Origin of the sequence: Nocardioides aquaticus, from assembly GCF_018459925.1 — a bacterium.
GTDB lineage: Bacteria > Actinomycetota > Actinomycetes > Propionibacteriales > Nocardioidaceae > Nocardioides > Nocardioides aquaticus.
The window spans coordinates 1,616,377-1,640,779 of sequence record NZ_CP075371.1 but is presented as its reverse complement, the minus strand read 5'-3'; the positions used below and the strand labels follow the sequence as shown (position 1 = coordinate 1,640,779).

Here is a 24,403-nt window from a genome sequence, read left to right as displayed (position 1 = left end):
TCGGCGCCATGGACTTCGTGCTCAACGGACGCACCATCGCGCTGGACCCGACAACCGTCCGCGCCCGTGTGACAGCGGCCCCGCCCGACCCGATCCGTACGCACTGGGTAGAGATCGACGGTCGCCGTTGGCCGCCGAAGCAGGCTTTCCGAGTCGCGACTGCACTCCATGACGAGCCGTTCATCAGCCACTTTGCGCTGCGCGTCTTCCAGCGACTGGGATTCCAAACTAGTCCCATCCCCGGTGAGTCGCCTCGCTCTTCGGGACCGCGGGGAGCAGTTGCAGCCCCCTCACCGTCTCCCCACACGGATACCGATGCGCTGGAGGCGTTCCGGCGGCTGGATTCCTTTATGGCATCCAACGCTTTGACCTCCACCCTCGCGGCTCTGGAAGCGAAGCTGCAGGGCGTCAGTCGAGCCGACGCTGAAGAGATTGTGGCGTCATCCGGCTTCGACGAGGATCTGGTCGATTGCGCTCTCGTTGTCCGTGAGCGCGTCGGGATGCTCGACACCCTCATGCACGCTGCCGTCATCACTCAGGTAGTTCCGATGATCCTCGAAGACGGTGAGTTGGTGACCAAGCGCCCATCACTGGGCGCGGGCAACGATCCCGACCGCGTCTTCGACCTGGAGACAACGCACAGAGTCGCCGAGTTCAAGCTCTCGTCCTGGAAGGGCCACGACGGTGGTCGTCAACGCGGCCTGTTCGCCGACGTGGTCGGTCTCTCCATGGACGACACAGGCAGGCGGCGCCAGGTTTACGTGGTTGGCCCGCTTCCTGTCGCCTTTCTCAAGACCAGCAACCGAAACGCCGTGAAGACCTTGTCGAAGGGATCGCTACGCGTCCGTGACGCACCCGGACTCACTCCAATGATGACTGTCGCCGAGTTCACCGACTTGGCCAATATCGAGGTCATCGATCTAACCGGGCTGCTTCCCGGACTTCGCTAGCCTCGGCGCTTGTTCCGGGACCCGGTTCTCGAGCTCCATCACGGCAGTTCTTCCGGCTAGTCGTGAATTCGACTCCTCGTCCTGCCACCGTCGGCTCCGTCGACGAGATGGCTCGTCGCCGTCTCGGTAGATGGCGTTCCTGCCGCCGCCGGGGTTCGGTTGATGCCGCCCCGGTGGACACCCGGTCTCGCCGATGCGGTCGACGACGCGCTGGAGGAAGGCCGGCAGGGTGAATCGGTGCCACTCCTCCAGAGCGGCTGGCGTGCGCGCGAAGGCCGCCTCCCAGCGCAGGCAGGTCAGTGTCGCGAGCTCATGAACGATGTGCGGATGGAGGTCCCAGCAGATGGGGACCACGCGATCGGTACGCCAGGTGTGGTCCTCGTTGATCCACGCGACGACGTCGTCGAGCCACAGGTAGACGTTCCGGCGGATCTCGGGCGGGCAGCTCGGAGGGTCCCACGGCCGCGACAGCATCGCGACCCGCCGGCTCTCGTGCTCGGTCTCGTCCGTCGCCGCTGCGGCGAGGCGCAGCTCGTCGAGCAGCCGCGCGATGACGCCGGGCGGTTCCGGGAACGGTGCGGCCATCAGATCGGTCGCGGTCACCGACGTACCCCCGCGGCGTTCGCTCGCGCTTTGGCCTGTGCAAAGAGCAACGCCTTCCCGCGGCGACCATCGATGCAGCGGGACAGCTTCGCGACGAATGGCCGGGCGTTCTCGGCGACGACCAAGGCGTGACGCTCCGGAAGTTGCCTGATCTCTTCAGGACGAAGGACGGGTACGTCGTCGCCGTAGAAGCTGCTGCCCCAACCGCCTCGGTGAAGGTTGTAGCTGCGGCGGGAGACCCGGATGGTGCCGAGTAAGTCGGAGACCTCCTTGTAGAACTCGCCGTCCTTCCCGCCGCCGAAGATCACGATGTTGTTGGTGAGGCCGAACATCGCTCGTGCTTCGTCCTCGCCGTAGCAGATCACGAGCTGGCGCCAGGTCTGCGCTGCGTAGATGAAGGACAGGCCAAGCGCCCGCTCATTGGCAATGCGGGTGCGCAGGGTGGGCAGCGGCGTCGTAGACGGCAGCTCGTCGAGGCAGGCAAGGAACGACGGGCAGAGTCGACCGTACGGCGAAGCGATCGCCACGCCGAGCGCAGTGTCCAGAACGTGCTCAGCGATCGCGGTCATCAGCGGCGAGGCAGAGGCGTAGGGGTCCTCCCGCCCGAGCAAGTAGACGGTGCCGCGTTCAGCGATCACCTGCTCGAGATCGGTCGCGGGCCTACCGGTTCCGGGAACGCATCGGCGCCGGATCTTCTCTTGAAAGAACAACGCCACCGCTTGCTGGACCGTCGTTATCGTGTTGCCGGCCGTCCGGTGATCGCCGTGCAGCGCGCCGCGCAGGAGTCCGTCCCAGAACGGTGCCGCCGCAGGATGGGTCCGCAGGATCTCCTCCGGCTGCGATGCGTTGTGCGGGTCGGCGATCCACATCAGTACGTCGTCCAGCGATGCACCTTCGAGAGCTGCCGCGTGGAAGTACGCCTGGAGCACCTTGGCCGCCTCGGCTGCGTAGAAGCGAGCCGCCTCGTCGCCGGTGCCGCGGCTCACCGCCCCGCCAACGGTTCCCGCCGTGAATGCCTTGGCGCGCCGCTCAGCCGTCATCGAGTCGGCGCAACCGTCGACGGGATCCCACACCAGGGCCGGCACGCCGGGCGCCAAGTCGAACGGGTCGAGCACGTGGACGGGCCGCTCCCCTTCCGCCCGCGCTCCGAGAGTCAGGTAGAGGTCCTCGGGCTTGGTGAGCGTCACGAGCGCGGCGCCCGGAGCGGTGAGCAGCGCAGGCGTGAGCAGGTCCAGGGTCTTGCCCGATCCCTGCGGGCCGTAGACACCAGCCGTTCGGTCGAACGGCACCCATGCCTCGACCCCGCGCGGGACAGTAGACCGGCCAAGACGCCACCCGAGGTCGGTCGCTTCGGCAAGACTCATGACCGCCCACCGTCGAGGAGATCGGGTCGAATCGTCTTCCGCCTCCGCAGGAGCTGCCGGCGTCCGAGTACAGCGAATACCTCCTGCCTAGTCGCCATACCGAACTGAGCCAGCGGCCCGACCGTGCGCCACCACCAGGAGAGACCGATGACCGCGGCGCTCGCTAAGGCGAGTTCGACGACGACCGCGGCCGCGTAGACGAAAACCGTCGGCGGCACCGCAGCCTGGAGGCTGAGCGACAGCCCGCGACCAGCGTCTCCCGTCAGCAGGCCATGAAGGCTCTGCCCGAGTTCTGGCCCGGGCCAGACGAACCCATCACCGCTGAGCGCGAAGGCAAGCCCCTGACCCGCGGGCAGCGCGAGGAATGACCCGAGCAGCCAGATCAGTCCGATTCCCACGGGGATTTCCCAGGTCGTCGGGAAGACGTCAGTGCGGCGACTCTGAACCCTCACGCCCTTTCAAGCGCAGGAGCGAGCCCGAGTGGACAGCCTCCTCAGTGGTCACCGCGGGGGGGTACCCGACAGGTGAACAAATCCTCTCGCTTGGCGCGACGGGTTAGAGCCCAGCATTCACGAGAGCTCGGACGATCTTGACCCCCAACTGGACCCGGTCCTGCGCATCCACCTGATCACCCTCGGCGCCAGCCTTCTTCACGTGGATGACGTTCTCGGCGTCGGGAGCGAAGGGGGCAAGTGCGGTCTTCGCGGTGTCGGCCTGAACCGGGTCTTCCGGTAGGAGGATTTCCAAGCCAACGTCGAGGCTGCGGATTCCGACACCTGATTGGTGGAGCCTCATGGCTTGTTCCGAGCCTGTGTAGTCCCAGCTCCGGAACTCGGGCTTCGCCACTTCCCCGGGCATGGCTACTTCGGTCCAGATTGCCTGCAGGTATGGGTCTTTGAACGCGGATCGGTAGTCACGCCCGTTCAGCATGTGCAGCTTGTATCCGAACTTGCTCGCTTCATCACCGCTGACGTACATGCCTTGACCGGCTTCGAGCATGGCAGGGTACTTCACGAAGTAGTACCTCCAGTCGAACGTCGCCGTTGCCTCCCGGTCCGACAGCCAGTCGTTCGCAATGTCACGGAGGATGTCTTGTGGTTGGCCATCCCGACTGGCTACGTCCTCCAGCAACTCGTTGACTGCGGCTCGCATCGCGGATCTCGCTTCCCGGGAGCCGCTGGTGAGCAGGTCTCGCCACGACCCGCCGCCCCTTCGCTGGCCGGGAACCCCGAACTGCCTCCTCGAACCAAGTCGGCGGGAGTAGTCCCCTTTCGTAAGCAGTGCGGAAGCCAGAGACGGCAGGAGCTCATCGTTGGAGACGCTCTGGAAGTTGTCTCCCTGCTCCGCGATCGTGGCTGGGTCGAGCTCGAACGCGAACAGCCTGCCTCGGAGCAGGGGGTGATCCTCCAAGGCGCGGACGGCGGGTTCTACGGCCGGGTGCTCCTGCATGAGGGTGCGCTTGAGCCTCTCGTCGTCGACTCGCGCCTGGTTGAAACGCTTCAGACCATCGAGATTCGAGTCCGTCACCTCCGTCATGACCTTCGCAGTTGATGCAATCAGCTCTGGCATGTACTCGTTGCGGACTTCGTCCGGCGCTGACTCTGCGATGTTGCGAAGGGATCGCAGCCGCTGGCTTAGGACCTCTACAGGTTCGTCTGCGCACGACTGCCGGAAGATGATGACCGCATACAGGAACAGCGTCTCCGCCAGCGAGAACTGGTTGCTCCCATAGTGCTCGACGCAAGCTCCGAAGAGGTTCGGGTCTTGGGATTCGAAGAGCAGGAGCCCCGACCCAATGCCTCCTTCTACTGAAAACAGCTCGGAGAAGACCCGCGCGGGCTTGTTGTCGGATGGCGTGTCCCCGACCCAGGTGTCGAACGCGAAGAAGAGGAAGTCGAGGTGCAGGTCAGCATCCTCGTGATGTGTGAAGAGATGTTCCGCGCGCTCGAGGAGCGACTCATCGCCGCGGGTCGGTCCCGCCCGCCATTCGCAGACATCAATGATGAAGGCGATGTAGTTCATGAACTCTTCGTCGATGGAGAAGTCCCCGCCCTCGTAGTGCCAGAGCAGATCCGACCACTCCCTGTCGAACTTCCTACTGAGCTGTTCGTGCCTCCCGGAGGTTTCAAGCGACTTCTCAAGACGAGCCTTGAAGACCTCGAACTCTGTAAGCGGCTTGCCGCGCGAGTTCATCTTGATGTAGAGGTCGTCCCCGGACTCCATGTCCTCAATCGGCAGGAACAGGAATGAGGGACTGCCCCAGGTTTGGTTGACACTCGGGGTTGATGGTTCTCAGGCCGCGTCTGCGGCTGCGTAGATCATCTCAAACTCGATCGGGGTGAGCTTGCCGAGGGCTCGTTGGCGACGGCGGCGGTTGTACTTCGTTTCGATCCAGCTGACGATCGCGAGGCGCAGTTCTTCGCGGCTGTCCCAGCGGCGGGTGTCGAGGACGTTCTTCTGCAGCAGCGAGAAGAAGCTCTCCATGGCTGCGTTGTCACTGCTCGATCCGACTCGGCCCATCGAGCCGCGCAGCCCGTTGTTCTTCAGCAGGCGAACCACCTTCTTGGAACGGAATTGAGATCCTCGGTCGCTGTGCACGATGGTTCCCTCCGGTGAGCGCAGGGCGATCGCGTTGCGCAGCGCGGCGGCAGCGAGTCCGGACTTCATCCGTGAGTCGATGGAGTAGCCGACGATCTTGTTGGAGTAGCAGTCCTTGACCGCACACAGGTAGAGCTTCCCCTCCCTGGTGGGGTGCTCGGAGATGTCGGTGAGCCAGACCTGGTTCGGGCCGGAGGTCGCCCCCACGAAGTCGTGGCTCACCCGGCCCTCCTCATCGACGCTCGCGAGCAGGTCGTCATGGACAGCCGGACCGGGCTTGCCGGCCTTACCCCGACGACGGTGGTGGGAGGCGAAGACCCCTGCGGTTGAGCACAGTCGCCACACCCGGTTCTCGCTGGCGGTGATGCCGACGTCGGCAAGCTCGTCGGCGACGAACCGGTAGCCCAGGGTGGGGTCATCGGCGTGGATGCCCAGCACGACGTCGATGACGTGTGCGTCATCCCAGTCCCGTTGGGACACCGGGTCTTTGAGCCACTTGTAGTACCCCTGGGGCGACAGCCCCAGGACCCTGCACGCCACCGCGACCGGCACCCTGATGCGGGCACCGGTCGCGGCCATCTCACGGACGAGCGGGAAGACTATTTTCCCGGCAGGTTCGCCTGCGACAGATAGGCAGCTGCCCGGCGCAGGACCTCGTTCTCCTGCTCCAGCAGCCGGATCCGCTTCTTGGTCTCACGCAGCTCGACACGCTCAGCGTCGGTGAGGCCGGGACGGTGACCGTCCTGGACATCAGCACGCTTGAGCCAGTTCGACAGCGTGCCTTCAGAGATCCCGAAGTCCTTCGCGATCTGGGACAACGGAGCCTGACCCTTACGGGCCACTGCCACGACATCGTCGCGGAACTCCTTCGGGTATGCCTTCGCCATGGTCGACATCCTTCCAGCGAGGACGGATCCTCACAGGTCAGGTGTCAACCAAAGTCTGGGCAGACCCGTCAGCTGAATGCGGCCCACGTTGAGCCGTCTGAAGAGATCGTTGTTGTCGGTACCCTCCGGCGCTTCGTACCAGAGCAGGTACACATGTTTTGCAAGGGCCGTCCGGATGTCGATTGCCGCTTGCTGCGGGTCCGCCTGCTTCCCAAACCAGGTCTCGATCGCTTGGTAGGCCGCGTAGATGTAGTGGAAGTCGATGTTCGCGTGGCGCAGTTCTGGGTCGAGCGACTCGAGGTAGTCGCGGCTCTCTTCTCTAGTCTCGTAGGAGATCCGGTACTTCACGTCAGCGCCGGGAAGCCACCCGTTGTCGCGGATACACTTGAGGATCAGATAGAGGGTTGTGAGCCGCTGTTGGCCGTCGATCAGTTCCCAGTAGCCCTCGGTATCCCTCCACATCACCACGATGGGCTGCAAGTAGTAGCTGTGGGGTGTGGTGGCGTCGACGACGCCCGTCTTGATGTCCTTGAGGAGATTGACGACCTCGGACTCACCCCAGCGGTAGCCGCGCTGGTATGCGGGCACAAAGAACTCGCCGGAGAGCTCCTCAGAGATTACGAGCTTCCGAGTCAACTCGGCGTGGCGGGTGGCGTGGTTCATCTGTCAACCGTACTGACGGCGGAACCGGCCAGCCCAGGTCGGCGACTACTGCAAACCTGAAACGGCGCGCCGCTCCTGCAGTGGAACGTACGGAAACGCAGACTTCCGCCATCGTCCATTACTCCTCCCCATCGCTTGATGCGCACAGTCCTTTCGCCCCTGCAGACTCATCTGTACGCGCGACCGAGCGTCGACTCGCTGTCGAGGACCGTCCACTCGTCCTTGTCGACGGTGATGGCAGCAAGGCGAGCGATGCGCTGGGCCTGGGCGCGCTGCCCGGGGTCGAGCTCGACCGCACCGTCGAGGAATACCCAGTCGAACTGCTGCGGGGTGAATACGCCGACGTCGAGTGCCTGACGGATGTCTACCGGATACACCGCGCCGACGTTGGAGTGCTTACGCAGCATGAGGTTGAGCATCGCCTGACTGGAGTCGACCCCCGCATACCTGTCGGGGGCAACGAGGCCGAGATCGAGGACTCGGCCCGTGCCGCAGCCGATGTCGAGTACGTGCGGCGGGTACTTGCCGCGCCGGCCAGCGAGCAACCGCTTGACGTGGTCGGACTCACCCGCGGCGATTGGGTGCTCGGCGTCCCAATAGGTAGCGATGCCGTCGTAAGGCGACTCGACGCCACTCACTGTGGATTGCGCGTTCTGGATCCCGTACAACAAATCGGTCCTCGCCCGGTTCACCAACGTGGTGTCGGTGAAGAGGCTGTCCTCAGTCCACCAGCGGTGTTGCCCGTCCGGGCTGTGCAGGTAGATCTTGGTCAGCGAGTAGTACTTACCCGGCTCCCCGAATGTGTGAATCACCCGCGCGGCGCGGACCATGTCGTCGTGGGTAACGCCAGGCGTGCGGTCCTGCACGACGTAGTGATGCGGCGCGGTCTGCGCGTAGGTTTTCGCGAAGGTCCACTCCCGTGCGGCAGCGAACTCCAGCCACCAGTCGAGGTCGGCCTTCTTGATCCGGCCCTGAGTCAAGTGTCTTCTCCAAGTCCGTGCGTTCGGGCTTCCTGGAGCCAAGCATGAAGGGCACGACCGACACTTCTGCGGCGTCGTTCCTGAGCCAGGGTGACGTCCCGATTTCTGGACCGTCCGGAGCAAGCCCTGCCTGCACGCACTGACGACGTGGAGGCCGAGAGCTACGTGCGTTCCGCGAGCCACTGGCTCGGGTCGAAGTTGTCCGGTCCGTAGATGCTGCCGTTATGGAGATGCACCTCGAAGTGGAGGTGACAGCCTGTGGCGTTACCGCGCGCGCCGGCCTGCCCGAGTTGCTGACCCGCTCGGACTGATTGCCCGGCGTGGACGTCGAGCGACTGCATGTGGGCGTACCAGGTGGCCACCGAGTCCGGGCCGGTGACGACCTTGACCAGCCACGTACCTGCCCATGCCTGACTCGTGTCGATCTCGACTGTCCCGGTCATCGCCGCGAGAACCGGAGTGCCGCACGGCACGGAGAAGTCGGTGCCCGTGTGCCAGCTGTCCCAGTGGCTACCGGTGCCGCCCCAGTTGTGGCTGTCGGTCCCGATGAACGCCGGCGGGACCGGGTAGACATCGCCGCCCCGGCCCACGAGCGGCGATGACCCGCAGACCGCAGGTGCCGTCGTCAGTGAGGCCGTTGCGCCAGACCAGAGCTGCTCAGTGAGTCGGGTCGCGAGCGGCACCCACTGTTCGTAGAGCCCGCGGTACTCCTCGGCCGGCCGCTGGACGTCGGCGGCGACATCGGTGACCCGGCGGGTTTCCCACTCTGGAGTCAGGATGAGGTGCCGGAGGAAGGTCGTGGTGGCGTGCGGGACATTCATGACCTGCTCCGGCGTCCCCCAGCCCTGTGACGGACGCTGCTGGAAAGCGCCGAGGGAGTCGCGGTCGCCGTAGTCGAGGTTGCGGATGCCGGACTCCTGGCGGGCTGTCGCGAGCGCGATAACCGCAGCGTGCGGCTTGTCCGCGGTGGCTGGGAAGGCTCGGACGGCGGCGACGATCTGCTGCGCGACCCGCATCTGCTCGGCGTCCAGGTCCGGATCGCTGCTCGGCCCGACGGAGACCCCCTCCTCGCCGCAAGCCGCCGCCGGTGACGACAAAGCCTGGCCACCGATCATGACGATGAAGAGGATCGGGAACGCGATCGGAAGTGCGAGCAGTCCGACGGCGTACGTCGTCTTGCCGGCCATGCCTCACGCGACCGCGTCGTTTGTATACGTGAGCCGACGCTCGACAGGCGTCAGGACGGTCTGAACCTTGAATCGCTGGTCGCCGACCATCCACAGCGCTCGTCCCTTGTCCTGCATCGCCCAGCCGGTGACGAGGTCCTGCTGCATCCGGGTAAGTCCCAGCAGATGACCGAGCTCGGTGCCGACTTCTTCGTCCTGGCCCATGAGGATGCGTACGTCGGCGAGGTGGAGGAGGTCCTTGGCGATCTGCGCCGCTTGGCTTCCCTGGTCGCCGGCCGAGAGCGGGTCGGACGGCTTGTGGTAAGTCACCAGCTGGATGTCGCCGTCGTTGCGCGACAGACGGAGGTTGGAGTCGAGGGTCTTGACGGCTTCCACTCCGAGGCGGGTCTGCATCCAGGCTTCGTCGCGGAGCACGATGCGCCGGTCACCGACCTCGGCCATCTCCCGGATGCCTTGGCCCCACGAGTTGAGACACATCAGCGCTATGCCGACCGCAGCCTCGTTTCCGGCCGAGTGAAGGGCATTGAGGGAGAGCGTCTGAATCGGTGCGCGCCAGTTCGGCTCGAAGGTCGAGGGCGCGTCGAACAGCCCCTCAAGTTCGCCTTCGCATAGCGACCCGAGGGCGTCGCGGAGCGGCCGGGTGCTGTCGTAGAAGTCCTGCTGAGACTCGTAGCGACAGGCGGCGACCAGGTCCTCACTCGGATCGTCGAGGGACTTCCAAACCATCGGGATGGTGACCGGCGTCAGCCTTGTCTGCCCGTTCGTCCAGCCGATGAGGTCACGCAGAACGTGATTGATCACCCGCGCCTCGGTCGGGGTGAAGGGGACCTGCTGGGAACCGACGAGCCCTCGGATGAGCGCAAGCCAGCGGTTGAAGATGACTGCGGCCCGGCGAGCGGTCTCGGTGCGATCCTGCCGCTCCCAGTCCATCGCGAGCGGCCCGGCATCGAGCGGATTGATCCGTCCCGGCAGGCCGGGGCCGATGCGGTAGGGCTCGACGCGGAGGGCACGAGAGATGTCTTCGTACTCGTCCTTGACGTCCCCGAGGACAAGCGACCTGTATCCGAAACGAATCATGCGGAGCATGAACGCCTTCACCAGCGCAGACTTGCCACGGCCCGGTTTGCCGAAGATGAAGACGTTGGGGTTGGTCACCGGGATGGTGTCGTCGTTGATCCACCCCATCGGGTCGCAGTAGAAAGACCCACCGGAGAGGACGTTGAACCCCATCGGGGCTCCGGTCGGCGGTAAGCCGTCGCCGGCGATGAGCGGCCACATGACGGGGGCCTGTTCCGAGGTGGTCTGATAGCCCGCCAGGGGTGGGAGGGTCGGCGCCCAGCCGTGACCGGCCCTGCGTACTCCGCGGTGTCGGATGACCCGCGGAAAGGGCTTGTCGGCTGGCGGCTCCGGCGGCTCGGCGTCCTTGCGCGGCAGACGAGAGCCGAAGTCCGTGAGCAGGTGGTCGACGGACCGCGAGGTCGTACGTCGCCTGGCCATCGCTAGCTCCGGCGCTTCTTGGGCAGCCCAGTCCCGAGGGGGATCACGGCAGCCGCGAAGGCAGCATCGTGGGCGCCGTCGAGGGGCAGCGGCGTGAAGCCGCACAGGCGCACGGAGGCGTCCAGGCGACGGCCATAGTCCTGGGCGTTCCATGCGGCCGGGACGGTGATGGCCAAGGCCGATGAGACCCGGACTAGCGAGCGACCCCGCTCGAGCTTCTCATCGGTCTCATGCACCTGCTCGACGGCACGGCGGTCACGTGCTCGTTCGACGCGCCCGACCTTGCGGCGTACCTCGGTGGCCATGGCAGCCGACATCTCAGCGCGTCCGGTGCTGCGCTCGGCGAGGCCCTGGCTGACGGGTCGAAAGAACACTGTCAGGGCACGGCGCTCTCCGACCTGGGAAGGAACGAGGGCTCGGGCAAGAGCGCCCATCACGGCGCCCTTGCGTGGCAGCAGGATCGTGGCGGCAATGGACTCCCATTCGCCGTGTCGGTAGGACCGCAGGGCGGTCGTCGCATTCGTCGGACCCGCGGCAGCGACTGGAACGCCTGCCCCGATCGTGTCGTCGTACCCGTGGTGGATGACCGAGTCGGCCAGAGCAGGGGCGTCCCCCGGTTCGAAGCCAGTGCGGATCGCAATGGCGAGCTCAGCACTGTCGAGCCAACTGACCTGCGTGCATCTAATGGCACCGAGTAGACGCGATTCAACCTCGCCGAGGACGCCGTACAGGATGCGGGCTCGCCCGCTGAGACCACGACCCGCCCGTCGCGCGTCTTTCGAGATGGCATCCTCCCGAACAACGACGGTTACGAATGCTTCCGCTCGGATCGCCGCGCCGCTGATCGACGCGTCGAGTTGTGCATGGATGTGGGCGGAGAGCTCGGGCTCCGTCTCGCGGGCGTGCTGGCGCACCCACTCGGCTCGCTCGGTGCCGTCGTCGGGAACCGTGCGAACACAGATGGCGAGCACGTCGATCTGGCTGCTGGCGGAGGCGGCCTCGAAGAGCTCCGAGAGACCCGCACCCATCCGGTCGCGGTCGGCATCGTCGGCCATGCCGATGCCGGGGTGGAGGATACGAGCCGTAGCCGCCCATGTCCGGGTGGCATGGTTCTGGATGATGGCTGGCCGAACGCCTCGTCCCGCCATCGTCGGTCCGTCGTGGATCTGGATTCCAGTCAGGACACCTGGGAGGTCGGCCTCGGCCGGGTCATCGATGTCACCCGCGGCCCCTTTCGACTGCCACCGGGTCCAGCCGGCCCCGCGACCCACGACATGCCGCGCAAGGACACCGATCCACTGAGCAGCAGACCAACCGCGCACGGGAACGCAGATCAGGGCGACGGCGACGAGCCACAACGGCACTAGAGCGAGCAGCGCAGCCCACTCTCCGACCGACATGGCCAACCAAGAAGGAAACGCGGCAGCGAGGACGAGGACGACTTGTGGTCCGGTGAGCCCGAGGAACCAGCCCTGGCGGTCGCGGGTGGCGGATCCTCCGTAGACAGTCATGCGAGGAAGGCTCCGTCCTCGGCAACAGCGGCCGCTTCGTCTGCATCGGCGACGTGGACGGGGTCGTTGGCGACGCCGCTGCCTTGGTCGTACCCGTGGCCGATCCGGGTGCGCTGCGGGTACGGCTTACCGGCACGACGTGGCGGGGTGGTGTCGTAGTAACCCTGGTGGCCGACCCCTGCTTGGCCCATCACGTCCACCGACATCGAGGCACCGGTGGCGGCGACACCGCCAACGACGTCCATCGTCTTTCCGACCGCCTTGCCGGCGCCGCCGAAAGCCCTAGCGGCGCGGGACTGGAACCTGTTGGCGGTCTCGGCGTCGGCGCCGCTCTCGCTGGTGGCCCGGCCGTCAGCCGAGGTCTGGGTCGCAGCACCCGAGCCCTGGTCCTCGGTGCGTCGGCCCGAAAGGAGTCCTGATACTCCGCCGTTGGCGGTGAGGGTAGTGCGGAAGGACGCCCCCGATGCCGTGCCAGGGTCGACGAACGCGAGCAGCCGGAAGAGCACCATGGGGCAGAAGCAGGCGATCGCGAACACGACGCAGCCAACGACAGCCATGCCGACTTGAGCCTCATTGGCCCGGATGACGTCCGACATCAGGCCGTCGTTGCGCTGGACCTGACCCGCCTCAGGGAAAGCTGCTCGCGAGATCTGTACGCCAATGCCAACCACCAGCGCCAGCAGCGGCGACGTGAGGCATGCGGCAACGAACCATCGGATCGACTTCCACATCCACGCCTTGGTGCCATCGCCGAGTGCGCCCGCGGCCGCGATCGGCATGGTGGCGGTCAAGATCAGCAAGGCCGCCTCCCGCACCAGCATGATGAGCAGATAGCCGAACGCGGCCGGGATCACCAGGAACAACGCACAGACCCCGAGGACCGCCGCCTGGACCGTGCCGACGACCTGGTTCGGCATGCCGGCGGATGCCGAGTAGCCGGAGAATGCGGGCACGTTCAACATTTCGCTGAGAAGCCCACGCGTGAGTCCGGCACAGCCGACGACCAACGCGCCGCAGACAACAATCCAGCCGGCAACGACCGCGCCGTACTGCGCGACCCCCATGGCAAGAGCGCCGAGCGACCGTCCGTCCCGGCGTACAGCCGCGACACCCACCTGTCCGAAGCCGATCAGGAGGGCGACGAGCAACGAGAGCCACAGGGTGACGCTGTAGAGGTGGTTGAGACCGGGGTCGGTCACATCTGGCGTCAGGAAGCGGTCGAGCACGCTGAAGACGAGGTCCATCAGCCAGAGCGCGGCCGACCAGAGCGACATCATCATCGCCGTGAACACGTCGGCGAGGCCTTCCTTGACCTGGTCTCCGAGCCAGTGAAATGGGTTCAGGTCGATCATCGGCACGAGCTCAGCGGTCATGGCAGGAACTCCAGCCACCGGTAACCGGCGTCGTACGACGCCTGCGTCCCGGGCCACAGCGAGGGCGTCGGTTCGGCCTCCTCGCCGGAAGCGATCGCCCAGCTGTCCCCGTGCCAGGTCATGTGCTGGCAGTCGGCTGCAGCAACGCGGTCGGGCGGATTGCCCACGACTCTTGCCGTGACAATGAAGTCGACGCAGACGGTCGCCATCCCTGTGCCAGCGTCCAGAACCAGGCCCATCGCCGGTTCGAGCTGAATCGCAAGATCGGTGGACCCGTTCGCCGGAAGCCCGGCCGCCTCCAACAGCGTCTGGACGGCGGCGACACCGGACCAGCTCTCCGCAGATGGGCCGCCGGGCGCTGCCCAAACCGCGATCACGTCCTGCGCGGTGACCACAGACGCCGACTCGATCGCGCGCCTGTCGATCGCGATCAGTTGTGCCAGTGCTCCCTCCGCTGTTGGCGGGAAGCCGGTCCCGACCTGAGCCCCGCCCAGTTTCGATGGCTGCGGGATCCTGATCGTCCCGGTGTGCCCGGTCGACAGTGGCCCGGGCCGGGCTTCGTCAATCGAGGTTGCGCGTGCGGCTGCGGAGTCACGAGCCGCAGTGCCGGATTCGGCGCTCGGCGAGTGGGGCGTCGCTCCGGCTCCGAGGAGCTCGATGACCGACCAGACAATCCCGGCCACGACGGCAATGACGACGAGCACGGCAACGACCAGGAGGAGCTGGAGCCTGCGCCGGTTCCACTCCTCGGGGCCGGCCAGCATCCGTGCCACTGAGGTCCGCGCCGACATCAGCAGTTCCCCACGATCGCGTTGAGGATGCCGTAGATGGTGACGTATCCGACGGCGGCCAGCACCGAGTAGATGAGCCCGGACGCGCCCATCTGAGCGGCGCGGGACATGCTGCCGAGCTTGCCGACCACGAGTGCGCCGACGGAGATGAAGCCAGCGGCAATGATCACGGCGGCCACGCCGTACTTCACCCAGCCGAGCAACATATCGGCGTACTTGTCGATGCCGGTCGGCGCCTTCGCGCAGACGTTGTTGATCGCCTCAGCAATCATCGCCGGCGTCCTTTCCATCGATGCGGTGCGGAAGGCCCGACAAGGTCGGGCCAGAGAAGCTCGATGACATGTCGCCCTGCGGCGCGCGCACTCGACGGCAACGGCTCTGCGTCGACGCCGTTCAGTTCGAGATCTCGGTCATGTGGGAAGAAGACGATCCGACCGTCGCTCATGGCGCGCTGAAAGGTGGGGCCGAGCGACGCGGCTACGACCTTCGGCCAGCGGCTGCAGCCCACGACCGCAAGAACCACGCCGTCGGGCAGGTCTGTGTCGGCACGGCGGACGCTTGGGAGTGTGGCCCGGCAGACCAGGACCCGGCTCTTGAGCGAGTCCATCCGACCGTCGACGACAAGGTCATTCGAGAACTTCGGGGCCTCCGCCTCGTGCGTACGCCGGCGCAGCACCTGGATCTGCCCTCGTCGCCCCGCTCGCCAGCCCGGCACCCGGGAGTCCACCTCGCACTCCGCGGCGGCGAAGGCGTCCGGCGACGGAGCCAGATCCAGGAGCGTCCCTGGGCGTCCGATGGCGTCCAGTGCGTCGGCGAGGGCAACTGCGACCGTAGTGGCTCCGGCACCGGGGTGAGCACCGACGACGCACGCGCCGCGAACGGGAGAAGTCCCTGCCTCAGAAGAAGTCGCGGGGCGGGGTGCCTGTTGCCGCCGGACCGCCGCCACGAGATCGGAGACGGAGACCGCCTCCGTGACCGCCGTACTCACGACCCACCTCCACGTGACGCTCGCACCTGAAGTCCTGCTCGAATCAACTCCGGATGGACGGTCGCGAGGATCCTGCGTGCCTTTGCCGCCCTCCGCATCAGCCTGAGAAGTTCGTCGAGCTGGTCGATGACCGTGTCGAGGTCACCGATGCTCATGGTGTCGAGGAGGTCCGCGACCCACTCCGGGTCGCCAGCGTCGAAAGGTAGCGTCGCGAGCGCCGTACAGGTGCGCATGCCCCCTTCAAGCGCATCGACCTGGGGCGAGTGGACACCCATCACGCGACCTCCTCCAGGAATGTCGAGGCAGCCTCGCGCAGCTTGGCGAGCACCTTGTCCCTGGCGCGGGAGACCGACTTGGTGCAGATCCCGCGCTCAGAGGCCATGCGCTCGACTGCTGCCATCGAGCAGGCGCCGCGGAGCCATTTCGGGATCTGAGCGTTGTGTCGATCAAGGTCCATCAGGGCGTCCAGCAGCGCTATCTCTTCGTCGTCGATCACGCCCTGACCGGCGGCCCAGTTGAGGAAGATGGTGAGTTGGTCGCGAGAGTCGAAGGCGTCCAGGCTCATGCTCATGCCGGGCGTCTCGTCATGCTCCGCGAGTGCCGCGAACACCCAAGACTGTGGATTCAGGAGCACGACCCTCCGACCCAATGACCTTGAGGTGTCCGGCATCAGCGTTGCGCGGACGGCCTTCCTGGTGCCGTGGTGGATCGCCGAGGCGTGATGACGCCGGCGGCTCCGCCAGTCGTACGAGCGAATCTGCTCCCAAGCCGCGCCCACAACGATGCCCTCGACGTCGCCGCCGGCGAGGTGCCAAAAGTGCCGGGCGATGGTGCGCACCGAGCCGCCGAGTTGATGCAGGACGGCGACTGCGGCCAGTTGCTCGTCGTGTCCGTCCGTAGCCGCTAGGCGAAGCAGTGCGCCGAGGGCCTGGTCCTCGGCCTCGCCACGCAGCTCACGCACGGCCTGTAGCGATCCGACCCCGGCGAGGTCCGGCTCAGCGAGGCACCACTGGCCCCAGCGTTCCTCGTCGACGAGCTCGTCGAGTTCCTGGGGCGTGATCCCCACTTGTCTGATGAGAGGCATGGGCTGAGTTCCCTTCCGTGAATCCACGCGGAACTCCACGGAAGAAGACGGGCCTCACCGACACGCTCACCAAGCGCCTCACCTGGTTGCTCACACACCGAAGAAATCTGAGACTTCTTGCCGATGTGAGGCTGATTCGCGCTCACGGAGACGAACGGACACCATCATTCGCGGAGCGAAGCTCGCCCGCGCGGCGTTGCCTGGGAGGTCAGGTCAGCGACGCCCGCTTGCCGCCGCCTGGTCGTCACTTGTCCTGGGCAGATGGTTGCTCGAGCGACCAGTTAACCTCCGGCCGGCCCCATTCGGCCAGCAATCGGTTGGCTGTGGTGAACGGTCTCGACCCGGCGAGCTGATTGTGCGCAGTTGCCCACGCTTTGGGGTGGGCGGCCGTGATGGGCTTTGGGTGCCGGTTCTTGTCGATCAGCTTCTCTTTGTCCTGTGCGGCGCTCCCCCAGAGGATGAACACGACTCCTTCGAGCTCGTCGCTGATGGCGCGGATGACGGCGTCGGTGAACGTCTCCCACCCGAAGCCTTGGTGAGAGTTCGACGATCCGCGGCGGACGGTCAGGGTGGTGTTGAGCAGGAGAACCCCCTGCTCGGCCCAGGCGGTGAGGTCGCCGTGTTCGGGGAGGTCAGCCGGGTGGATTTCGAGGTCGGCGGCCAGCTCCTTGCGGATAGTTCGTAGCGACGGCGGGAGGTCGATCCCGGCGGGGACGGAGAACGCCAGCCCGTGGGCTTCGCCGGGGTTGATGTACGGATCCTGGCCGAGGATCACGACTCTGACGTCGCGAAACGGAGTGAGCTTGAGCGCAGCGAACACGTCCTCGGGTGCCGGGTAGACCTCGTGGTCGGGATTGGCGCGCTCGTCGGCGACGAATCGTTCTAGGACGCCCCAATACGGCTTGCTCGTTTCGTCTTGCAGCACATCGAGCCAGTCGCCTGGGATGTCGAACGCCATGATGCCGTCGAACTCAGGCTGCCTCGGCATGCTGTCGGTGCTGTAGACGGGTCCGCGGTCCGGGACGATCAGGGCGCCCCCGATGAGGATCTCGTCAGGGCATTCGGTTTCGCGGTATCCGATGATCCAGAGCTTCTGGACGGGGTTGTATCGGGCGGAGGGTTCGTGGGCGAAGAAGCCAGTGCCGTCCTTGGTCAGGTAGGCGTTCGCTCGGGAGATGGCGCGGTCGCGTTCTCGTTCCAGGGTGCGGACGACCTTGTATGCGGTGAGCTCCACCGCTTCGGCCGAGTCGATGTCAGCGAGCAGTGTCAGAGCCTCATAGTCGGTGTCGTTAGGCGGCTCGACTCTCTCCGGTCGGTCGGCCTGTTCTGCCTGGTCGTTCACCTGCTTCTCCTCTTCGCTGTACTTGAGTATCTCGGAGCCCACCGACAGAGAAGTCCGATCTCGGTCGATCGGGACGTCGGGGCCGCGGCTCACGGCCAGGCAGGGCACCTCGGCACGGGATCTCCGAACAGTCGGCCGGCTGCCCTACGGTGAGGGTATGGCGGACGGCAGCGGCATTGAGTGGACCGAAGCCACGTGGAACCCCACCACCGGCTGTGACCGGATCAGCGCTGGTTGTGACAACTGCTACGCGCTGACATTGGCAAAGCGCCTCAAAGCGATGGGCAACCCCAAATACCAGGAGGACGGCGACCCGCGTACGAGCGGCCCCGGCTTCGCTGTCCAAGAGCACCCCTCGGCGCTGGATATCCCGTATCGATGGTCAGCTCCGAGGCTGATCTTTGTGAACAGCATGTCGGACCTGTTCCACGCCAAGGTCAGCACGCCGTTCATCCAGGAAGTCTTCCGCGTGATGGAGGAGACGCCGCGTCACACCTACCAGCTCTTGACCAAGCGACCGCGGAGAGCTGTTCGGCTGGCCTCTCACCTACCGTGGCCCAGCAACGTCTGGCTCGGCGTCAGCGTCGAATCGGAGGGCCAGCTCGGGCGACTGGATGAGCTCAGGCAGGTGCCGGTGGCAACGCGATTCGTCTCGGCCGAGCCGCTGCTCGGATCGCTCGCCGGGATCGACCTGAACGGCATCCACTGGCTCATCGCTGGTGGGGAGAGCGGGCCGAACCACCGCCAGCTCGATCCGGCGTGGGTCCGAGAACTGCGCGACTCCTGCCGCGAGCAGGGCGTGGCGTTCTTCTTCAAACAGTGGGGCGGCACGAGGCCCAAGAGCAATGGACGTGAGCTAGACGGGCGCCTCTGGGACGAGATGCCCGTACCTACGCCGGCGTGAGCTGCAGCGTGTAGAGGTCGTCCACGCCCTTCGGGTCCGTCGAGGTCTTGCCCGCTGCGAGCGCGTTCTTGATGGCCTGGCGCAAATGCAAGGTACGCACCACGCCCACCAGATCGCTGCCGAGGACCTCTTCAGGTCGGTCGATGATGCGGAACGGCTGACCCTTGGACAGCTCGGCGATGATGCGCTTCGACAGGGTGTCGATCCACTGCGTCTTGAGCTTGGCTTCATCGGCCGTCCACGTAGCCTCCCAGTCGGCAGCAGAGCCGAACAAGTCGTCCTCAGCGTCTTGCTCGGCGATGTGCTTCCGCCACTGCTCCAGACCCTTCGAGGCTGCTTCGCCGAACGCGACCATGCCATGGATGCTGCGCGTCGCGAACACGAGGTAGTACACCGGCTTGAGGTTGCCGCGCGGCTTCACGTCGATGATCCACGTGCCGAGGGCCCCCGCCTTCTCACGTAGGCGCTGCGCATACCCTTCAACCACGGCAAGCTCGGCCGCCTTCTTCTGGTCCTCGCTGGCGTGCTTAGTCGGGCAGCTCTCGAGCCACACCGCGCGCCACCAACCGCCGCCGAGCGCGGAGTCCGCCGTCTTGAGCGAGTTCTCGATCGCCTTGTCGCTGTAGAGCATTCCAGCGAACCGGCGTAGGTGCGCGGTCAGGTTGATGAGGACCTCGGTCGGGGGTGTGCCGGGTCCGCTGGGACGGGCGAAGATCGAGGCGACCTCTTCGAGCGGGATCGGCAGCCCGCATGGATCGAGATAGACGAACAACGGGATGTTCTCGACCGCGTCGAGGAGCACAGGCAAACGCTTGGAGATGCTGTCGTCGGTGATCGTGTAGGAGACGCCCACGCCTTCCGCCGCTGCGACCTCGTGGAGTCGTGCGATGGTATCCGCGTCGTCCTCCACGAAGTGGCACTCCAACTGCCGAGGGCTGCCCATGCTGGCCAGTTCCCTGGCCTTGCGGAGCAACATCGCCCCGGAGCCCTCAGCGCCGTCGGCATACCTGCCGGGGCCGGCGTATCCGTCGATGAACGCCACCCGCCCATCCTTCGACGTGCTGCCGGTCTTACTAGCGAACGGCGTCACGTAACGGTCGAGTACGGCGTGCTTCAGCACGGCAGCTGCCTGCTTGGCCTCATGGAACTTACTTGTGTCACTTGACAAGGCTGCCGCCCTCGAGTCGATCTACCTTAGGGTGTTCAGGCTAGGCGCCGATGGCGTTGCCGGAGTGGATATCGAAGGTGCGACCTGCCTCCAGGGTGAGCGCGACGTGCGCGCAGCGCATCAACCTGGCAGCCCGTCTCGCCTGGTTACTCGCGTGAAGGGCCGTTGGTCGAGCCGCTCCGCGATTTGCTTCGTCCGCTCTGACGGGTCGAGCGGAGCCCGGTCGTCGTCGGAGCGGTTGAAGACCTCGCGACTGAGGTAGTTCTCGGCTTCTGCATCCTGGCCCATCGCCTTCATGGCGCGGGTCAGATCGAGCCGGGGCTTGTCCTCGGAGGGAGCCGCGGCGATTGCCCTCTCAGCCGCCCACAACGCGAGCTTGGGCTGGCCTTCGGTCAGCCCGAACGTGGCGACGATGTGGGCGACGTCGACGATTGCCGCTGTCAGGTAGTGGTCGAACGGCGTGTCGACGAGCCAGCCGTACCCCCTGTTTCGAGGCTGGTCATAGGGCCTCCCGGTCACCAGCTCCAGTGCACGGCGCAGGTCCTCGATCCCTTCCGGGCCTCGGGCCTCACCGCGTGCTCGAAGCCGCCGGAAGAGATCGGCGTCCACGATGATGCCCTCGATCCGGTAAACCTGCTGGCCCCGTATCCGCACGGCGTTGGGCAGGTACCACTCGTCAGAGGCGGGCTGCCGGCCGAGCCACTTCCGGAGCTGACCCAGACGGGTGTGCAGGGTGTTGTTCTGGATCCCGAAGTCGGCCGCCACCTCGTTCGGTGTTCGTCCGGCTGGATGGGCGGCGAGGTAGGCAGCGAGTTCGGCGAAGTACGCCGGCCTCGACTCGACCTCTTTGGTCTTCTCACCGCCCGCGAGGAGCTCGACCGGTCCCAAGACTCGGAGCTTGGGTCGGCTGATTGCCGGATCGAGCCAGTCGGCCAGATCAGCCTCGAGCGTCGGGTCCCCGCCAAGTGGCTTGCCACCTCGCTCGGCGGCACCTCCGGGGCCAATGCGGCGAGATCGTCGGCGGTGGTCGCCGCAGCCTCGACGTAGGCACGATCAGGACGCGGCAGGACAGAGTGAGGGTCGCCAGTGCCGCGTCGTGGCACGGTCAGCTCTTGGACGAGGGCGCCAGCCTCGTCGGTGCCGGTCGGCTCGGCGCCCGGGCCGGTCATGCCCGGGATCGGCTCGTCACCCTCCGTATCGGCGTCGGCGAACAGTTCAGCCAGGATCGCCGCCTCTTCGCCGGTCAGTCGGTTCGGGCGCACGGTTCCCCACGGTGTCTCCAAGCTCCCTTCCCCGGTGAGGCGGAGCGTCAGCGCCCGGGCGTCGACCGCCTCCGTGGCAACGATCAGGAGGGCCACCGACGTGCGGGCCGAGGTGCGTTCCACCTCGTTGAGCAGGTCCGCGATCGCGTACTTCGAGACATCGCCGTCTTGATCTCCGACGCGGCCGATGGCCACGGTGGGTACCCATGCGTCCTCACCGTCCGCCACGCGTGACGCAAGCACATGCCGACCAGATGACTCGACGGTGTCGGCCACCTGACGGGCGAGTTTGGTGAGTCGATCGATGTCGAGCCTCGGCTCGGCGAAGATGCGCCCGTAGTTCAGCGGGGCGACCTCGCCGGCGATGCCGGCAACGCTCACGATCTCAGCGTCCGACCATGGATTGAGCGCCAACTCTGCGGCGACGAACCGGGCCAGGTCGGCCGCGGCGGCCGGAGCGCCCACGATCTGGGTGACGCCGGCCGACTCCAGATCGAGGAGCCACGTTCCGCCGTCGGCGTCGTTACCGAGAGTGACCATCGCCGGGTAGGGCGAGATTCGATCCCATGTCGCCGGGGTGTGGCCCGCCGAAACGGTCCACACCGATCCGTCAGGCGAGGCGATCCACGGGTCAGGAGCCGCAAGTTCTGGGTGCGCGAGTTGCAGCTCGAGCCGCTCCTGGTCAATGCGAGCCGCCGCAGCGTCCGGGAGGCGGAGCCCCGAACTCTCGATCAACTGCGCGAGCTCCCGTAGGGCGGAATCGAAGAACGCCACCCGTTGACCAGCTTCATTCCCGATGGCCCTCAACACCTTGTCGTCGGCCCGCAACGGCGGCGCCACGCTCGGCATAGCCCGACCGGAGCGCCTGTTGCGGGTCTGGGTGCGCCGTCGTCCGACGTACACCGCAAGCATCCCGGCGGCGAGGAATCCGCCACCACCAAGGAGCGCGCGGGTGATCGTGGCTCCGTCGACGTGGAATCCGGAATCCTCGAGCACCCCACCCGAGCCGACCGTCGTCTGGTTGTCGGTCTCCGCCGCGCTTGACGGGGCCACATCAGCTGGAGCCGACGTCGGAGCCGACGTCGGACTCTCCTCCGCCGCGGGCGGGTCGGACTTGGCCGGCGGGACGACCTCCGTGTCGGGCGGTTCGACAGGCGGTTGCACGTGCTCGACCGCCGGAGGCTCCTTGGCCGGCTGATCCGGGACGACGAAGCGCTGCCCCGGGAAGATCCGGGCTGGGTCCTCGATCTGCTCGGCGTTGGCCTCGTAGATGCGTGGCCACGCGGAGCCTTCGCCGTACGACTCCTCGGCGAGTTCCCAGAGTGTGTCTCCTTGCTTGACTGTGACGGCGCGGTCGACGACTACGTCGCGCGGTGCGACGGACGGTACGAGGAGCTCCCAGCCAGGCAAGATCGTCCGGGCATCATCGAAGGTCGACCCGTCGGTCATCTCGCGACCTCGGTTGAGTTCAGCGATCTCACGCCACCGCTCGCCTGCGCCCAGGTGCTGCTCGGCGATCGACCAGAGCGTGTCACCGCGTTCGACCGTGACGCTGATCGTGGATCGCCGCGCAGCCGAAGCAGGGGCTGCCGCGTTGGACGACATCTGAGTTGTCACGGCTGGCGTCCCAGCTGGAGCGGGTGTAGCGGCATCAGCGTGCCCGATCCACGACGTCGTCGTTCCTGTCGCGGTGGTGGTCAGACCGATGGCGATGACGGCCTGGACGAGCGACCGCGCGAGCGCCTGCTGCCCGCCGAAAGTGCCGGGGACACGAGCGAGCCAGTCCGCGGAGCGCCCGGTCGCGAGTCGGACCTCCGCGATCAGTTCGACGACGACGCAGATCACGAGCTGCACCCAGAAGACCCAGGCGACGCAAGCGATCAGCCCCAGCAGGGCGCCCGTTGTGAGCGGTGACGTCCAGGTCCACTCGTCGGGGATCGGATTGCCCACCGTGCCTAGGAGCATCGCGGGGACGCCCACCGCGAGTACGACGAGGATGACGGCGGAGCTCAGCCCTCGCAACAGGATCCCTGCCCGGCGGATCGCTGTCATGGCAGGTCCTCCTCCGTGATGGCTCGAGCGGACTCGGACTCCCTTATCGGGAAGGACGCAATGCCGATGACGCCGAGGATCTGCGTCTCGGACGCACCTGTGACGGTCACCGTGACGGTGTCCCCCGACACGCTGACGGCGCCGCTCATCCCGGCGTCATGGAGATAGTTCTGCGCGCGCGCCTTGGCCGCCTCGACACTGATGGCGTCATGGCCACTGCGCACGCTGGCCGAGGAAAGAGAGTCGGCTCCGACCCGGGCCGCTTGGGCCGCGGCCCGCGATGCAGCGATGCGGGCGTCCATGACCCTCCCGCCATCGACAACGAGGCCGAGGAGGACTGTGAAGGCCCCGGAGATCACCAGGATCGCCCAGATCGAGGCGCTACCTCGTTCGCTGCGCACGATCATGGGAAGTCCCGGTGTTGCTCAAGCGGGACGACCGCCGTGAACGTGAATGTCTTGGATCCGGGCAGCCCGATGCCAACGAGATCCGACAAGTCAGCGGTGCAGGCGATGGTGGCTCGCACCGTCCCGCCGGGGTTGAAGTCGCCGGCGTCAATGTCGACCTGGAGGTCGGCGCACGCGCGACCGCGCTCGGCCATCGAATGCTCGGCGGCCTTCCTGCCGGCCTGGACAGCGGCCTCTTGGTTGGTCGTCAGCGAGGCCGCACGCGCGGCGGCGTACGCCGCGTGGTTCGTCTGGCTCCGCGCATCGACGTACCGGGATCCAGCCGCAACCATGATGATCGCCGCCACCAGCACAGGAGTCAGGAGGACGGCCTCGATCGCCATCGCGCCGCGCTCGTTGCGCCTCATGGCGACTCCACGAACTGCTCGACGGGGCCCTCTATGCGGACGGTCACATGCACGGGCAGGAACGGGACCAACTGCTCGACGTCGCCGGTCACCGTCGCCGAGGCCGTCGTCCCGCTGCGGGTCACCACAACGGTTGTGTTCGACAAGGTGCCGAGATCGCTGAGCGTGTGATTGCCAGCCTGCTCTCCGGAGGCAGCGGATCCGTCATACGCCGAGGCGGATGCCAAGGCCTCCTCAGCGGCCGCCTCGGCCACGCGGTGAGCGTGTGCCTTCACGGCGTACTGAAGCATGACCAGGAAGACGAGCATGAGCGCGCTGATGACGAGGAGGAACTCGATGGACAGTGCTCCTCGCTCGTCGCGGATTCGGCGTGCCCGATGCATGG

At 66.3% G+C, this 24,403-nt stretch carries 25 protein-coding genes; 2 read left to right on the top strand and 23 right to left on the bottom strand.

Translation table 11 applies throughout. From position 1 onward, the window contains the following. Positions 1 to 8: 8 nt before the first annotated feature. A complete protein-coding gene (locus tag ENKNEFLB_RS07935) occupies positions 9 to 950 on the top strand; it encodes a hypothetical protein (RefSeq protein WP_214058692.1) in 942 nt (313 codons plus the stop codon). Here ENKNEFLB_RS07935 and ENKNEFLB_RS07930 read toward each other — a convergent pair. The 17 genes from ENKNEFLB_RS07930 to ung all read right to left on the bottom strand — a co-directional run bounded on the left by ENKNEFLB_RS07930 (position 921) and on the right by ung (position 17,911). Further along, positions 921 to 1,535 (bottom strand): hypothetical protein, encoded by a 615-nt coding sequence (locus ENKNEFLB_RS07930; RefSeq protein ID WP_214058691.1) that lies wholly within the window; start codon positions 1,533 to 1,535, stop codon positions 921 to 923. The genes ENKNEFLB_RS07935 and ENKNEFLB_RS07930 overlap by 30 nt on opposite strands. A 14-nt stretch (positions 1,536 to 1,549) precedes the next feature. Beyond that, positions 1,550 to 2,917, bottom strand: a complete 1,368-nt coding sequence (locus ENKNEFLB_RS07925) for a type IV secretory system conjugative DNA transfer family protein (RefSeq protein ID WP_214058690.1) — start codon at positions 2,915 to 2,917, stop codon at positions 1,550 to 1,552. Further along, on the bottom strand, positions 2,914 to 3,315 hold the full coding sequence (locus ENKNEFLB_RS07920) for a hypothetical protein (RefSeq protein WP_214058689.1): 402 nt from the start codon (positions 3,313 to 3,315) through the stop codon (positions 2,914 to 2,916). Before ENKNEFLB_RS07920 ends, ENKNEFLB_RS07925 begins: the two co-directional genes overlap by 4 nt. A gap of 157 nt (positions 3,316 to 3,472) precedes the next feature. Next, entirely contained in the window at positions 3,473 to 5,140 is a 1,668-nt protein-coding gene (locus ENKNEFLB_RS07915) for a hypothetical protein (RefSeq protein ID WP_214058688.1), read from the bottom strand. Positions 5,141 to 5,209: 69 nt separating this feature from the next. Continuing rightward, positions 5,210 to 6,402 (bottom strand): IS3 family transposase gene (locus ENKNEFLB_RS07910; protein WP_246535555.1). Its coding sequence is split into 2 segments (ribosomal slippage): positions 5,210 to 6,121 and positions 6,124 to 6,402, totalling 1,191 coding nucleotides; the frame shifts between segments, so codons are not numbered across the junction. 30 nt (positions 6,403 to 6,432) lie between these two features. Then, positions 6,433 to 7,065 (bottom strand): DUF262 domain-containing protein, encoded by a 633-nt coding sequence (locus ENKNEFLB_RS07905; RefSeq protein ID WP_214058686.1) that lies wholly within the window; start codon positions 7,063 to 7,065, stop codon positions 6,433 to 6,435. 167 nt (positions 7,066 to 7,232) lie between these two features. Next, the gene (locus ENKNEFLB_RS07900; protein ID WP_214058685.1) at positions 7,233 to 8,045 is read right to left on the bottom strand and encodes a class I SAM-dependent methyltransferase; all 813 of its coding nucleotides are present in this window, start codon (positions 8,043 to 8,045) and stop codon (positions 7,233 to 7,235) included. Positions 8,046 to 8,206: 161 nt separating this feature from the next. Next, complete coding sequence (locus tag ENKNEFLB_RS07895; protein WP_214058684.1) at positions 8,207 to 9,232, bottom strand: M23 family metallopeptidase; 1,026 nt, start codon at positions 9,230 to 9,232, stop codon at positions 8,207 to 8,209. A gap of 3 nt (positions 9,233 to 9,235) precedes the next feature. After that, positions 9,236 to 10,510 (bottom strand): ATP-binding protein, encoded by a 1,275-nt coding sequence (locus ENKNEFLB_RS07890; protein ID WP_246535901.1) that lies wholly within the window; start codon positions 10,508 to 10,510, stop codon positions 9,236 to 9,238. A 221-nt stretch (positions 10,511 to 10,731) separates the two neighbouring features. Beyond that, entirely contained in the window at positions 10,732 to 12,240 is a 1,509-nt protein-coding gene (locus ENKNEFLB_RS07885; RefSeq protein ID WP_214058682.1) for an SCO6880 family protein, read from the bottom strand. Beyond that, positions 12,237 to 13,613, bottom strand: a complete 1,377-nt coding sequence (locus ENKNEFLB_RS07880) for a hypothetical protein (RefSeq protein WP_214058681.1) — start codon at positions 13,611 to 13,613, stop codon at positions 12,237 to 12,239. The genes ENKNEFLB_RS07885 and ENKNEFLB_RS07880 overlap by 4 nt, the downstream gene beginning before the upstream one ends. Continuing rightward, the gene (locus tag ENKNEFLB_RS07875) at positions 13,610 to 14,377 is read right to left on the bottom strand and encodes a hypothetical protein (protein WP_246535900.1); all 768 of its coding nucleotides are present in this window, start codon (positions 14,375 to 14,377) and stop codon (positions 13,610 to 13,612) included. The genes ENKNEFLB_RS07880 and ENKNEFLB_RS07875 overlap by 4 nt, the downstream gene beginning before the upstream one ends. A 26-nt stretch (positions 14,378 to 14,403) precedes the next feature. Beyond that, a complete protein-coding gene (locus ENKNEFLB_RS07870) occupies positions 14,404 to 14,676 on the bottom strand; it encodes a hypothetical protein (protein WP_214058679.1) in 273 nt (90 codons plus the stop codon). Further along, on the bottom strand, positions 14,673 to 15,131 hold the full coding sequence (locus ENKNEFLB_RS07865) for a hypothetical protein (protein WP_214058678.1): 459 nt from the start codon (positions 15,129 to 15,131) through the stop codon (positions 14,673 to 14,675). Before ENKNEFLB_RS07865 ends, ENKNEFLB_RS07870 begins: the two co-directional genes overlap by 4 nt. A gap of 257 nt (positions 15,132 to 15,388) precedes the next feature. After that, positions 15,389 to 15,670, bottom strand: a complete 282-nt coding sequence (locus tag ENKNEFLB_RS07860) for a hypothetical protein (protein ID WP_214058677.1) — start codon at positions 15,668 to 15,670, stop codon at positions 15,389 to 15,391. Next, complete coding sequence (locus tag ENKNEFLB_RS07855) at positions 15,667 to 16,458, bottom strand: hypothetical protein (RefSeq protein ID WP_214058676.1); 792 nt, start codon at positions 16,456 to 16,458, stop codon at positions 15,667 to 15,669. Before ENKNEFLB_RS07855 ends, ENKNEFLB_RS07860 begins: the two co-directional genes overlap by 4 nt. A 262-nt stretch (positions 16,459 to 16,720) precedes the next feature. Continuing rightward, on the bottom strand, positions 16,721 to 17,911 hold the full coding sequence (ung, locus tag ENKNEFLB_RS07850; protein WP_214058675.1) for a uracil-DNA glycosylase: 1,191 nt from the start codon (positions 17,909 to 17,911) through the stop codon (positions 16,721 to 16,723). A gap of 64 nt (positions 17,912 to 17,975) precedes the next feature. Here ung and ENKNEFLB_RS07845 point away from each other — a divergent pair, with 64 nt between their 5' ends. Beyond that, on the top strand, positions 17,976 to 18,722 hold the full coding sequence (locus ENKNEFLB_RS07845) for a DUF5131 family protein (RefSeq protein WP_214058674.1): 747 nt from the start codon (positions 17,976 to 17,978) through the stop codon (positions 18,720 to 18,722). Here the strand turns inward: ENKNEFLB_RS07845 and tcmP are convergent. The 6 genes from tcmP to ENKNEFLB_RS07815 form a co-directional block, all read right to left on the bottom strand. Next, on the bottom strand, positions 18,709 to 19,842 hold the full coding sequence (gene tcmP, locus ENKNEFLB_RS07840) for a three-Cys-motif partner protein TcmP (protein ID WP_214058673.1): 1,134 nt from the start codon (positions 19,840 to 19,842) through the stop codon (positions 18,709 to 18,711). The genes ENKNEFLB_RS07845 and tcmP overlap by 14 nt on opposite strands. Before the next feature lie 168 nt (positions 19,843 to 20,010). After that, positions 20,011 to 20,409 (bottom strand): hypothetical protein, encoded by a 399-nt coding sequence (locus ENKNEFLB_RS07835; protein WP_214058672.1) that lies wholly within the window; start codon positions 20,407 to 20,409, stop codon positions 20,011 to 20,013. After that, positions 20,406 to 23,204 (bottom strand): LysM peptidoglycan-binding domain-containing protein, encoded by a 2,799-nt coding sequence (locus ENKNEFLB_RS07830; protein ID WP_214058671.1) that lies wholly within the window; start codon positions 23,202 to 23,204, stop codon positions 20,406 to 20,408. Before ENKNEFLB_RS07830 ends, ENKNEFLB_RS07835 begins: the two co-directional genes overlap by 4 nt. After that, positions 23,201 to 23,611 (bottom strand): pilus assembly protein TadG-related protein, encoded by a 411-nt coding sequence (locus tag ENKNEFLB_RS07825; protein ID WP_214058670.1) that lies wholly within the window; start codon positions 23,609 to 23,611, stop codon positions 23,201 to 23,203. Before ENKNEFLB_RS07825 ends, ENKNEFLB_RS07830 begins: the two co-directional genes overlap by 4 nt. After that, positions 23,608 to 24,018, bottom strand: coding sequence for a TadE/TadG family type IV pilus assembly protein (locus ENKNEFLB_RS07820; protein WP_214058669.1), 411 nt, complete (start codon positions 24,016 to 24,018; stop codon positions 23,608 to 23,610). The genes ENKNEFLB_RS07825 and ENKNEFLB_RS07820 overlap by 4 nt, the downstream gene beginning before the upstream one ends. Next, positions 24,015 to 24,401: a TadE/TadG family type IV pilus assembly protein gene (locus ENKNEFLB_RS07815; RefSeq protein ID WP_214058668.1), complete on the bottom strand. Its 387-nt coding sequence runs from the start codon at positions 24,399 to 24,401 to the stop codon at positions 24,015 to 24,017. Before ENKNEFLB_RS07815 ends, ENKNEFLB_RS07820 begins: the two co-directional genes overlap by 4 nt. Between the last annotated feature and the right edge of the window lie 2 nt (positions 24,402 to 24,403).